This window comes from Polyangium jinanense (genome assembly GCF_028435365.1).
Genome location: NZ_JAGTJJ010000013.1, coordinates 149,250 through 160,924, shown reverse-complemented (window position 1 = coordinate 160,924; position 11,675 = coordinate 149,250). Strand labels below are relative to the sequence as shown.

Here is an 11,675-nt window from a genome sequence, read left to right as displayed (position 1 = left end):
AAGCGCTTCATGAAGCGGCCCGCGTGGCGCCCTTCGTGGGCAAGGCCGCGCGGAGGCGCGTGGCGCCTTCGTGGATCTCACGTTCGTCGAGCGCAGCGAAGCCGGCCCGGAAGAAGGGGCGCGAGCGGCCGTCGAAGGCGAACCTTCGCGCCGGGTGAATCACGACGCCACGATCGAGGGCGCGCGCGGCCCAGGTGTCGACGTCGAGCCCCGGCGCGACGCGGACCCACATGGCCATGCCGCCAGGCGGCGGGGCGAGCTCGACGGCATCGCCGAGGTGTTTCCGTAGCGCCTCCGTGAGGACGTCGCGCCGCGCCTGGTAGATGCGGCGCATGCGACGCGCGTGGCGCTGCACCTCGCCGTCTTCGAGCAGCTCCGCCACGGCGCGTTCGAGCGCGAGATCGCCCTGTCGATCGACGAATGTGCGGATCGCGGCGAGGCGCCCCACGAGCGGCGCGGGGGCGACGACGAAGCCGATGCGCAGGCCCGGCGCGAGGATTTTGGACAGCGTGCCGATGTAGACGACCACGCCCGCTCGATCGGCGCTCGCGAGCGGCAAGACCGGGCGGCCGTCGTAGTGGAACTCGTGATCGTAGTCGTCTTCGAGGATCGCGATGCGGTGCGCGCGCGCGAGGTCGAGGAGGCGGATGCGGCGCGCAGGCGAGAGCAAAGCCGTCGACGGGTACTGGTGGTGCGGCGTGACGTAGACGGCGCGCACGGGCTCGCGGGCGACGAGCGCGGCGAGTGCGTCGACCGAGAGGCCATCGGTGTCGACGGGGAGCGGCACGAGGCGCGCGCCCGTCTGCGCGAGCGCTTCCCATGCGGGGCGGTATCCGAGCGCCTCCACCGCGACGACGTCACCGGGCCGGAGTAGCGCGCGCGCGCAGAGATCGAGCGCCATCTGGCTGCCACGCGTGACCAGCACGTCCTCCGCCGATGCGCCGAGGCCTCGCACGGCCGCGAGCATGTCCGCGAGCGCTGCGCGAAGACGCTCGTCCCCGCGCGCATCGCCGTACTCGAAGAGCCGCCGCGCTGAGCTGCGCAGCACGCGCCGGTACGCGCGCGCGAGAATCTCCGTGGGCAAGAGCCGCAGATCCGGCATGCCCCCGGAGAAGACGATCGCGCCCGGCGGTACCTCGTGTGCCCAGCCGGCCGCGGAGACACGCGCCGGCAGATCGAAGCCCGCGCGCGCCGCGATCGTGCCGGGCGTGGTGGGTGAGGCGCGGCGCCGCGGGACGTCGGGCATCGTGGTGGAGACGTAGGTCATCGTCGCGTTGCGGGTCTCGACCCAGCCTTGCGCGGCGAGATCGCGGTACGCCGCGACGACGGTGTTGCGATGGACGCCAAGCGATCGCGCGAGCGCGCGGCTGCCGGGGAGCGCAGCGCCGGGCCGGAGCCTGCCGCGGCGGATGTCCTCGATCAGGGCGCGCGTGATCCGCACGAAGAGCGGGACGTCGGGGGAGGGATCCAGGGCTAGCTCGAAGGGATATTCGCGCACCCAACTGGTCTACCCGATTTTTGGACACTGGTCCTTTTGAGGGTACCAGCTCCGGCTCACCTTCCGGCCATGCGTAGGGAGATCTTCCGGATGGATCGTGCGAGCGCGGTCGCGCTCCTCGCGCGCGCGCCCGTGGTGCACCTAGGCTCGACGACGCACGACAGCGAGCCCGTGCTGCGCGTCGTGCACGGCGTCGTCGTGGGGGACCACGTGCTCTTTCACGGCGCGCCCGTGGGCGAGAAGATGGACGTCATCGGCCGGCGCGCCGTGGTCTCGGCGGAAGAGATCGTCGCCTCGATCCCGAGCTACTTCGTCGATCCGGAGCGCGCATGTCCGGCCACCACGCTCTACCGGAGCGTGCAGGTGCACGGGACGGTCGAGCGCATCGAGGCGCCGTACCTGAAGGCCGCCATGCTCACGGCGCTCATGAAGAAGCACCAGCCCGAAGGCGGGTACGTGCCGATCGACGCCGAGCATCCGCTCTACAAGAAGGCCGTCGCGGGCGTGCTCGTGCTCGGCGTCTCGCTCGAACGACTCGATGGCAAAGCGAAGCTCGGGCAAAACCGCACGCCCGCGGAGGTCGGTCGTATCCTCGATCTGCTCTGGGCGCGCGGCGCGCCGGGTGATGTGGCAGCGATCGATCTCGTGCGCGCGGCGAACCCGTCCGCGGCGGTGCCGTCCTTCCTCGAAGCGCCCGCGGACACGACGCTCGTGTGTGCGATGGGGGAAGCGGACGCCGACGAGGCGACGGCGCTGCTCGTCGGCACGTACTGGTGCGAAGGCACGCCGCCCGATCGCATTCGAAAAAGCCTGCTTGGTTCGTCTGCCTGGGTCGGCGCGCGGGATCGATCGGGCACGCTCGTAGGGACGGCGCGCGCCATCGCGGACGGCGCGCGGCGCGCCTGGATCTACGACGTGATCGTCGCGAACGCGTGGCGAGGCCGCGGGCTCGGCCGCGCGCTCATGCGACTCTTGCTCGACCATCCAGCGGTGCGCGGCGCGGAGACGGTGCTCTTGCGCACGCGGGATGCCATGAAGCTCTACGAGCCGTTTGGCTTCCGGACGCGGCACGTGCACCGGACGGATGGGCGGGAGGTCCACGAGATGATCCTCGGGCGAACGGCAGCGAACGGAGAGGCCGTCTGTCCGCTTGCGTCGGCGGAGAAAGGCACGTAGTGCAGTGAGAAGGATCTCTAGAGATGCCTCGTAAGCTCGCTGATCGTCTCTCCGCCGTGGCCCCGAGCGCCACGCTCGCGATGGCCGCTCAGGCCGCTCGCCTGCGCAGCCAGGGCCACAAGGTCTACCCCTTCAGCGTCGGTGAGCCGGACTTCGAGCCGCCTCGCCACGTGCTCGACGCCGCGAAGGCCGCCATCGACAAGGGCGTCTCGCATTACACGGCCGTCACCGGCACGCCCGAGCTCAAGGCCGCCATCTGCGCCGCGACCGAGCGCGACCGCGGCTACCGCCCCGCGCCGAACGAGATCACGGTGTCATGCGGCGCGAAGCACGCGCTCTTCAACGTGGCCCTCGGCCTCTACGAGCCCGGCGACGAAGTCGTGATCCCCGCGCCGTACTGGGTGAGTTACCCCGAGCAGGTGCGCATCGTCGGCGCGACGCCCGTGATCGTCGAGACGCGCGAGGATCAGGGCTTCCGCATGGATGCGGCGTCGCTCGAGCGCGCGATCACCGAGCGCACGAAGGCCATCATCCTCTGCACGCCATCGAACCCCACGGGCTCGGCTTACGCCGAGTCGGATCTGCGCGCGCTGCTCGACGTCGTGCGCCGCCACGACCTCTGGCTCGTCGTCGACGAGATCTACGCCGACCTCACCTACGACGGCTTCCGACACGTGTCGGTGCCCGCGATGGCAGAGGATCTACGGAGCCGTACGATCATCATCTCCGGCGTGAGCAAGACGTACGCGATGACCGGATGGCGCATCGGCTGGAGCATCACGCCGCCCGAGCTCTCGAAGGTGCTCGACGTCGTGCAGAGCCAGAGCACGACGAACGCGACGGCCGTGGCGCAGGTCGCGGCCGCCGCCGCGCTCTCGGGCCCGCAGGACGCCGTGCGCGAGATGCGGGATGCCTTCGCGAAGCGCCGTGATCGTATGGTCGAGGGCCTCCGCAGCCTCCCCGGCGTGCGCTGTAGGATGCCCGAAGGGGCCTTCTACGCGTTCGCCGACGTTCGGGGCCTCTACGGCATCCCGTACAAGAACGGCACGATCCAGACCGACCTCGACGTCGCGATGTGGCTGCTCGAAGAGGCGCACGTCGCGAGCGTGGCGGGCACGCCGTTCGGCGCGCCGGGCTATGTGCGGTTCTCGTACGCCTGCTCGGAGGGCGACATCGAGGGAGGAATCGAGGCCATCCGCGCGGCCGCCACGGCCGCCCGTGGCGGGGGCTGAACTTTCCGAGCGTCCCCATCATCAAAACACTTGTCGGACGACATGGCTTGAGCTAGTCATGTCGCCGTCGTCGAGCCGCGGCGGGAAGTGACCCACGCCCCGCCAAACTCTCGAACGGGCGCATAACTCAGCGGTAGAGTGCATCCTTCACACGGATGAAGTCACAGGTTCAAATCCTGTTGCGCCCACCCCGTACCCAACCTCGTTGACCTTGCTCCCCCCCGGAGCCCTCGCGAGGTTACTGCTTGGATGAGCCGGCCTGATCGAGGCGCTTCGTGATGGCGTCGATCGTCGCGCGAAGGTCCTTGCGATCACCGAGGCACGCGAAGCAGTCGGCTTGGCGGTGCCAGCTGCAGCCCTTTGTCGCGAGCAACGGCTTGAGGTGCCCGAGCGCGCGCTCGTCGCCTTCCTTGGCCGCGCGCGCGAAGAGCTTCTTGCGATCGCATCCCGCCGCCGCGCGAAGATCGTTCGCGACGAGCAGCCCAGGCCCGGCAAGCTCCTTGACCTTGGGATCCGTGAACAACCGGGTCGCGCGGTCCTTCGGAAACTTGCCGAGGCCCGACGCGCTGAGGAGCTCGTAGAGCAGCTCGGGCCCACGCGGACCCATCTCCTTGCCCATGATGTCGAGCGCCGTCGCCGCGACGTCCACCGGACCGTTCGCCACGATCAAGAGCGCCTGCTTGACGTCCGGATCCTTCGTCATCTCCGGCGAGACCACGAGGAGCTTGCGCACGGTCGTCATCGCCTTGGCGTAGTTTGTCTTGTCGCGCGTGTACGCGCTGACGAGCGCGCGAAGCACATCCGGATCGTCGGGGTACCGCTCCACGAGCGTCGCGAGCGCAGTCGCGCCCTTCGACCGCGCCGCATCGAGCTCCTCCGCCGTCGCGCGATTCGTCTTCGTCGGCGGAGGATCTTTCGTCACGACCGGCGTCGACGCCACGATCACCACCGGCGCTGCATCCTGCGCCGAACCCGCGTCGTTCACCTCCGCCGCGGACGAACTCTGCTCGAGCGCGTCGATCGGCGCCGTGCCACGCAGCATGATCGCGAGCGCGACGATGCCCACGACGCCAACGAGCCCCACGCCCGCGAGCGCCACGGCCAGCGCGCCTCGACTACGCGTCGGTGCAGGTCGCGCGCGCGGCGCCTGCCCCGGCAACGCCGGCGCATACACGGTGGCTGCCTCGGCGATCACGCCGCGCTCTGCGCCCTGCCTGGAACCCGACGACCCAGCGCCGCTCATTCAGGTCCGCATGATACGCGGCGACACGCGGCGCGCACCATGCCGCTCGACGGGTTTAATAGATGGACACGATGCATCCGCCCGCGCTGCGAAGTGCGGGGCAGGCACGAGGTGGCGAGGAGGAAGCGGGAGCGGAAGGGGAGGGGAGGGCGTCGAGCGAAGCGCGGGCGGCCGGATCGCAGCCGCCCGCGGCGGATCACTCGTAGTCGTCGCCGCCCGAGGGGGGCTTGGGCGCGGCCGGCGCCGGCTTCGGCTTCTCTTCGGCCGGCGGCGCGGCGGGCTTCGGCTCGGCCGGCGTCGCGGCGGGCTTCGGCTCCGTCTTCTTCTCGGTCTTCGGCTCCGCGGTGGGCGCCGCCGTCGCGGGGGGCGCCGCTGCGCTCGCCGTCGTGGTGGGCGCCGCGTTCGCCGAGGACGCAGGCTCCGCCGCGTTCGCCGAGGCCGCAGGCACGACCTCCGGGGTCGGGGCGGGCGTGGGCGCCGCCTTGACCTCGGGCTTGACCGTCGGCTGGACCTGCGGGGTGGGCGCGGGGGGCGTCTCGTTCTTGCTCTGGCCGAGCGCGAGGAAGAGACCGCCGCCGATCGCCGCCGCGATGAGCAGGATCGCGAGGATCCGACCGCTGCCGCCGCTGCTCTCCTCGACGGGCTCGGGGGGCGGAGGCGCCGCCTTTGCCGCGGCCGCCTTGGGCTTCGCGCCGCCGCTCTTGCCTTCGCCGGCCTTCGCCTTCGTGCCGCGCACGTCGACGGTCTTCGCCTCGCGGCGGTCTTCGCCGTCGCTCTTCTTCGTCGTCGAGCCCGCCTTGCTCTCGGGCTTCTTCGAGACCGGCTTCTCGGAGTCGGCCTTCTTCTCCTCGGCCTCGGGCTCCTCGGCCTTCGCTTCGGCCTTGGGCTCCTCGGCCTTCTCCTCGGCCTTGGGCTCCTCGACCTTCTCCTCGGCCTTGGGCTCTTCGGCCTTGGGCTCCTCGGCCTTCGCTTCGGCCTTGGGCTCCTCGGCCTTCGCTTCGGCCTTGGGCTCGGCCTTCTTCTCCTCGGCCTTCTTTTCCTCGGCCTTCTTTTCCTCGGCCTTCGGCGCTTCCTTGGCGAGCTCGATCTTGCCGCCGCTCACGTCGTCGAGCGAGCTGCCCGTGCCCGCGAGCGCTTGCTTCAGGAGCTCCGCGGCCTGGCGCATCACGGTGCGCTCCTCCGGCGGCGGCATGTCCTGCTCGGGCGTCGTGGACGGGAAGAACCCGCCGCCGCCGCTCGACTCGCTCTTCTTGTCGTCGGCGCCCGTCGTCGGCCTGCCCGCGGCCTTCGCCGCAGCGCCGACCGCGCCGAGCCCGAGCATCGTCGATGCGCGCGGACCGGTCTTCGCCGCGGCCGCCGTGGGCGCCGGCGTCGCCGCGCCGTCACCGTCGTCGCTCGAGCCTTCGGGTTTGCCCGCGTCGTACGCGTTCGGGCCACCCTTCTGGTTGTCGACGAGGCGCTGGATCATCGCCTTCGATTCGTCGTCGATCTTGATGAACTTGACGCCCATGCCGGCGGGCGACTCGTCGGTCGCCTGATCCGAATCACGCTTCCAGACGACGCGTCCGACGCCGGTCAGCACGGACTTCTCCTCCTGGATGCGGATCTCGAATTTGAGCAGCGTTCCGGGGGGGAAGGGCGACGTCGACGTCGTCTTGATGAAGATGCCGCCTTTGCTGACGTCGTGTGAATGGTTCTCGATGAACTCGTCGACGGTGGCGCTCTTGTAGCGCACGGTCATCGAGAGCACCTTCGTCCGGGCGTCCTTACGAGTGTCCTCAGCCATCAGGGTAGAGCTCCCATCTCGATCAACGAAGGGTCGCTCCGGGTCGCCCCGGCGCGAGCAGCGGCGCGGATGTTACCTTGAGGTCGCGCACAAACCCAACTACGTTGTAACGGCCTCCGGCCGGAAACTTTCCGTGCCCTCGTTTGCCCAGAGACGCCCGCACGCTCGGGCTCGCTCGCCGATCCCGCGGATCGAGCGCGCCGCGCATGTGTCGCCTCTACGATAGAGATATCATTTCCGCATGTCCGTTCGGGACCACTTCCGCGCGCACGGACGAAAGCGCATGGAGCTCGAGGCAACCCTCCTCGACCAGGAGGGCCGCGCCCGCGGCGTCACCATCCGAGATCTCGGCCTCGGCGGCGCCGGCATCGAGCTCCTCGAGCGCGACAATTCGGCCAGCGCGGGAAACGAGCTCACTCCCGATACGTCCGTCACCCTCGAAGTGACGACGCCGTCGCTCTGGGACCCGCTCCGCTTGAACGGCACCGTCGCCTGGATCCGCCGCGGCACGCCCGGCGGTCGTCGCACGCGGGTCGGCATCCGCTTCGAGCACCACGACGCAGGCACGCTGCTGTCGTTGTTCCAGATCCTCTCGTAGCTACGCACGAACGACACGAGCGTCGCGTGGAGCGCCGCGCGATCGTTTCGACGTTCAGGAGAGCAGCCGCGCGCGGTGCCCTTCCTGGTTGTAGCGGACGGCGTAGAGCCCGCCGAAGAGTGCAGACACGCAGATGGCGAACACCCAGAACAGAGGCGCGAAGATCAAGCTCGCGCCGAGCACGCGTCCGAACACCATCACGAGGAGCGACGCGGCGAGCACCACGCGCAGCGGCGCGGCATACGCGAGCCCGATCCCTGGGACGAGCGCGCCGAGCACGACCGCGAGCGTCACGCTCTTCCGCCTCACCGTGAGCAGGCTCGGCGGCTCGTACGTCATGGGCATGGCGCGATCGGCCTGCATCGGCCTTGCCTCGCGCCTGCGTGGGCGCGGCGCGGTCGTGGAGAGGCCGCGGACGCGGTAGACGACAAAACCCTCGTTCTCGTCGACCTCGAGATCGAGCAGGCCCTCGCGAGCCATCCTGTCGAGCCCGCCTTGCACGCGCGCGGGTGGCGTCCGCAGGTGCGCGACCACGTTGGCCACGGTGAGCGGAACACCGCGGCTGCCGAGCTCGATCACCTCGACCTGGAACCTCTCGTAGTTCACCGACGATCTTCTAGCGCTCGTCGGCGAAGACCACAGCGCCTCGAAGATCGTTGGTGTACGGACGAATTTTCGTGGAAGAGTCGGGTCGCACGTCGGGGGACGTGGACAGAATCAGAAGGCGAAGACGGGGCCGAGGGAGGGCGCGATGACCACGGAGAACGTGGTCAACATGAACATCGCCTTGATCTCGGCAGTCACGCCGAAGTTCGGCGTGATGGCGTAGGTCGCGCCGCCGCCGACCGAGATGAAGTTGAGGCCCGAGATCTGGTACGCGTCGAGCTCGCGCTGGACGGAGGACCGGGTGCCCGTGCCCGGGCACTCCGCGTCATCGTCCTCCGGCGCGATCGCGTCCTCGCCGTTCTTCTGGAGTCGGTCGCAAACGGTGACGGGCACGGACGCCGAGACCTTCGCGAGGCCGACGCCGATGAAGCCGAACGGACGGATCTGGCCCTGCTCGAACTGGCTGCCCCCGAACGAGTACCAGGCGCGCAGCTCGCCGTGGATGGGCGGGAAAGCGACCATCTGCGGGTGGAGCGCGTTCGGCGGCTGCTCATCGGACGAGGGATGCCCGCCGAACGCGATGCCGAAGCGGACGCCCGCGCCGAACGCGCCCGGGCCGGCCTTGGCGAACTCGCGATCGTACGAGGCGAAGGCGCGGCCGCCGGCGAGACCGAAGCCACCCTGGATGCCGTTCGTTCCCGTCGCCGAGATCGGATCGCCGAAGAAGCGATCGGTCGTGCCGGCGTGGAAGCAGTAGTACGTGTCGTTCTCGCCGGAGCAGACGTTCTCGGCGCTGCTGATCAGCATCAGGTCGAGCTGACCGCCGAGCCCGATGATGTTCTTCTTGCCCTTGCCGGCGGGCTCGGGGCCTTCGTCGCCGCCCTCGCGCTTGCCCTCTTCGCACTGGCCGTTCTGGCAGATGAGCCCGGCCTGGCACTCTTGATCAGCCTCGCAGGTCGCGCCCCAGCCCTTCTCGCCGCGCTTCTCCTCTTTGGAGGTCTTCTCGCAGCCTGGCAGGCCCGGCGGACAGTCTTCCTTCGCCTTGCACTGCCGCGGGGGCTTCTTGCCCGGGAGCGAGGGCTCGTCGCCCTCGAGCTCGCGCTTGATCGGGACGCGGTACGGATCCTTCTGCGAGCCCGCCTTGAGCTGCTCGCCGCCGTCGTCCGTGACGACGATGTAGTACTTGATGTCGCCCGTCGTGGTGACGTCCGAGCACGGGATCTCCGCGCCCCAGCCCTTGCCGACGCGCTGCATCTCGAGCGAGATCCACTTCGAGGCGCCGAAGGGCTTGTACCGGAGCGTCGCCTTCTCGACCGTGACGTCGTCGCCGACCTCGATGAACACGGGCACGGGCGTGTTGACCGCCTGCTCCGCGATGGGCGTGTGCTCGAGATCCCCGCCGGGCTTGTCGCCGCCGTCCTCGCCGCCGTCCTCGCTGCTCGGCGGGGGCTTCGACGGGCCGGTGGGCTTGCTCGGCTTCGCCTGCTTCTTGGCCTCTTCGAAGGCCTTCGTCAGCTCGGGCGTGGTGAGCGACTCGATCAGCGTGGCGGAAGGATCGGCCTTGAGGGCCTCGATGAACTCTTCCTTGGCCTTGTCGAGCTTGTTCGAGCCGCCGTAGACCGTGCCGAGCGCGACGTGCAGCTTGCCCACAACCTTGGGGCTGCAACCATCGTCTCCGCACTTCTTGAGCGCATCCTTGAGCTTCTTCTCGGCCTTGTCGAACTCGACGGCGAGGTAATCCTCGTCCATCGCCTGGTCGTGGAGCTTGAGGGCCTCTTTGTCCTTCTCGCCTGCCGCGAAGGCTGTGCTCGGGTAACCACAAAGGCCACCCACGAGGACGGCGGAGAGCGCAAAGGCAGCGAACGACCCAAACGGACGAAGATACACGGCGGTCTGTCCTCCGGGAGGAGCGAGGGGGGAGGGCTGGTCGGTACCGAGGTTTTACTTCTGACCTTCGGTCCGGACAAATTGAACGCGTCGATTGAGCGCGCGATTCTGATCGGTCGTGTTCGGAACGATGGGCACTTCCATACCGTAGCCGTGCGACGTGAGCCGGCTCGGGTCGATGCCCTTCGCGACGAGATACTTCAAGACGGCCGCGGCGCGGCGATCCGAGAGCTTCTTGTTATACACGGCCGAACCCTTGTTGTCCGTGTGGCCCTGGATTTCGATCTTGATCTTCGGGTTGTCCTGAAGAACCTGCGCGACAGCGTCGAGGATCGCGAAGCTGTCTGGCTTGATCTTGTCCTTGTCGAACTCGAAGTGGATCTGCTGGGTGATCTTGATCTCCTTCTCCGTCACGATGACGAGAGAAGGCTTCTTCGGGCACCCAGGCTTGTCGCCGCCGACCACGCCCGGCTCGTTCGGGCACTGGTCCTCGAGATCGACGACCGTGTCCTTGTCGTTGTCCGGTTCGGGGCAGCCGTCGACGTCTTCGTACCCGTCCGGATCCTCGGGCTCGTTCGCGCAGCTCTTGCCCGTCGAGGGATCCTTGTCCGCGTCGTCGAGGATCGTGTCGAGATCGTTGTCGAGCTCGGGGCAGCCGTCGTCGTCGAGGTAGCCGTCCTTGTCCTCCGGCACGAGGACGCAGCTGTCCTTCGAGTTCGGAAGGCCGTCGCCGTCCGTGTCCGGATCGTCGGGGCAACCGTCCTCGTCCTGAACGCCGTTCCACGTCTCGGCCTCGCACGGGCACTTCGTGTCCTGCGGATCGAGGTAGCCGTCGCCGTCGCAATCTCCAGGAGGCGGCGGCGGGGGCGGCGGCGGCGGCGGCTCTTCCTCGACGAAGCCACGCTCCGCGCACTTCTGCGGCGGCGAGAGATCATAGGCCGCGTGCGCGTTCGCGCGCGCGATGTCGAGGTGCGCCTTCGCCTTGAACAAGAAGCCCTGATCGAGCTCCGTCTCCGCGAAGGTGAGGTGGCTCTTCGCCGTCGCGAGCTCGCGCGGCGCGCAGCGGATCGCGCCGTTGCGCTCGGCCTGCCCCGCGACCTTCGTGAGGCCCTCGATGTCGCCGCGCATGACGGAGACCTGCGAGCACGAGGCCTGCCCGATCGCCATGACGACGAGCGCCGGCAGCGCCCAGCGCCCGTGCGAACGATCCACCGGCCGACGAGCCGGCTTCTGCATCTTGGTAGCGCCGCGCGTGCTCTTCATCGGCCCGATCCTTCGTGCGCCTGCTTCGCGAGAACGATGGCCTTTTCGGCGTACTCTTCCGCCGTGCTCGCGAACTTGATCGCGTCGCCGTAATCAGCGGTCGAGGCCTCTTCCATCGCCTTGTGGAGGTGCTCCTTCGCGTACCAGAACTCGTAGGGCGCGTAGCGCTCGGCGCCGAGCGCCTCGGCCGTCTCGAGCTTCGAGGAAGCGCTGCTCGAGGTGATCGCGTAGATCGATCCACCACAGCCGGTCGCGCCGACGAGGGAGAAGATCCCCACCGCTGCCAGGAGCCCAGTTCGGAACCGCCGCACGTGCGCCTTCACGATCGCGTTCTTTCTGGAGCGACGACGGAACCGATCCGTCGCTCCCATCCGTGTCCGGGACGC

10 protein-coding genes and 1 tRNA gene are annotated in these 11,675 nt (G+C 69.1%); 4 read left to right on the top strand and 7 right to left on the bottom strand.

Features of this window, described 5'->3' with window-relative positions; all coding sequences use genetic code 11:
• Nucleotides 1-7 precede the first annotated feature (7 nt).
• Nucleotides 8-1,498 (bottom strand): MocR-like pyridoxine biosynthesis transcription factor PdxR, encoded by a 1,491-nt coding sequence (gene pdxR / locus KEG57_RS23185; protein ID WP_272423470.1) that lies wholly within the window; start codon nucleotides 1,496-1,498, stop codon nucleotides 8-10.
• Nucleotides 1,499-1,588: 90 nt separating this feature from the next.
• On the opposite strand from pdxR, the gene KEG57_RS23180 reads away from it, so the two are divergent.
• From KEG57_RS23180 to KEG57_RS23170, 3 genes are all read left to right on the top strand, one after another.
• The gene (locus KEG57_RS23180; protein ID WP_272423471.1) at nucleotides 1,589-2,674 is read left to right on the top strand and encodes a GNAT family N-acetyltransferase; all 1,086 of its coding nucleotides are present in this window, start codon (nucleotides 1,589-1,591) and stop codon (nucleotides 2,672-2,674) included.
• Between the two features lie 23 nt (nucleotides 2,675-2,697).
• Nucleotides 2,698-3,906 carry a pyridoxal phosphate-dependent aminotransferase gene (locus KEG57_RS23175; protein ID WP_272423472.1) on the top strand — a complete coding sequence of 403 codons (1,209 nt, stop codon included), beginning with the start codon at nucleotides 2,698-2,700 and terminating at the stop codon, nucleotides 3,904-3,906.
• Nucleotides 3,907-4,022: 116 nt separating this feature from the next.
• Nucleotides 4,023-4,094, top strand: a tRNA-Val gene (locus KEG57_RS23170).
• Between the two features lie 50 nt (nucleotides 4,095-4,144).
• On the opposite strand, the gene KEG57_RS23165 is transcribed toward KEG57_RS23170, so the two are convergent.
• Nucleotides 4,145-5,149 carry a hypothetical protein gene (locus KEG57_RS23165; RefSeq protein ID WP_272423473.1) on the bottom strand — a complete coding sequence of 335 codons (1,005 nt, stop codon included), beginning with the start codon at nucleotides 5,147-5,149 and terminating at the stop codon, nucleotides 4,145-4,147.
• Between the two features lie 196 nt (nucleotides 5,150-5,345).
• On the bottom strand, nucleotides 5,346-6,935 hold the full coding sequence (locus KEG57_RS23160) for a TIGR02266 family protein (protein WP_272423474.1): 1,590 nt from the start codon (nucleotides 6,933-6,935) through the stop codon (nucleotides 5,346-5,348).
• A 241-nt stretch (nucleotides 6,936-7,176) separates the two neighbouring features.
• On the opposite strand from KEG57_RS23160, the gene KEG57_RS23155 reads away from it, so the two are divergent.
• Nucleotides 7,177-7,533: a PilZ domain-containing protein gene (locus tag KEG57_RS23155; RefSeq protein ID WP_272423475.1), complete on the top strand. Its 357-nt coding sequence runs from the start codon at nucleotides 7,177-7,179 to the stop codon at nucleotides 7,531-7,533.
• Between the two features lie 54 nt (nucleotides 7,534-7,587).
• Here KEG57_RS23155 and KEG57_RS23150 read toward each other — a convergent pair whose 3' ends face one another.
• From KEG57_RS23150 to KEG57_RS23135, 4 genes are all read right to left on the bottom strand, one after another.
• Nucleotides 7,588-8,139 (bottom strand): hypothetical protein, encoded by a 552-nt coding sequence (locus KEG57_RS23150; RefSeq protein ID WP_272423476.1) that lies wholly within the window; start codon nucleotides 8,137-8,139, stop codon nucleotides 7,588-7,590.
• A gap of 111 nt (nucleotides 8,140-8,250) precedes the next feature.
• Entirely contained in the window at nucleotides 8,251-10,026 is a 1,776-nt protein-coding gene (locus KEG57_RS23145) for an early set domain-containing protein (RefSeq protein WP_272423477.1), read from the bottom strand.
• Between the two features lie 54 nt (nucleotides 10,027-10,080).
• Nucleotides 10,081-11,289 carry an OmpA family protein gene (locus KEG57_RS23140; protein WP_272423478.1) on the bottom strand — a complete coding sequence of 403 codons (1,209 nt, stop codon included), beginning with the start codon at nucleotides 11,287-11,289 and terminating at the stop codon, nucleotides 10,081-10,083.
• The gene (locus tag KEG57_RS23135) at nucleotides 11,286-11,612 is read right to left on the bottom strand and encodes a DUF4398 domain-containing protein (protein ID WP_272423479.1); all 327 of its coding nucleotides are present in this window, start codon (nucleotides 11,610-11,612) and stop codon (nucleotides 11,286-11,288) included. Before KEG57_RS23135 ends, KEG57_RS23140 begins: the two co-directional genes overlap by 4 nt.
• Nucleotides 11,613-11,675: the final 63 nt, after the last annotated feature.

Coding starts and splice junctions, on each gene's coding strand:
- KEG57_RS23175 (WP_272423472.1), top strand. CDS start 2,698: ATGCCTCGTAAGCTCGCTGATCGTCTCTCCGCCGTGGCCCCGAGCGCC.
- KEG57_RS23140 (WP_272423478.1), bottom strand. CDS start 11,289: ATGAAGAGCACGCGCGGCGCTACCAAGATGCAGAAGCCGGCTCGTCGG.
- KEG57_RS23165 (WP_272423473.1), bottom strand. CDS start 5,149: ATGAGCGGCGCTGGGTCGTCGGGTTCCAGGCAGGGCGCAGAGCGCGGC.
- KEG57_RS23155 (WP_272423475.1), top strand. CDS start 7,177: ATGTCCGTTCGGGACCACTTCCGCGCGCACGGACGAAAGCGCATGGAG.
- KEG57_RS23160 (WP_272423474.1), bottom strand. CDS start 6,935: ATGGCTGAGGACACTCGTAAGGACGCCCGGACGAAGGTGCTCTCGATG.
- KEG57_RS23180 (WP_272423471.1), top strand. CDS start 1,589: ATGGATCGTGCGAGCGCGGTCGCGCTCCTCGCGCGCGCGCCCGTGGTG.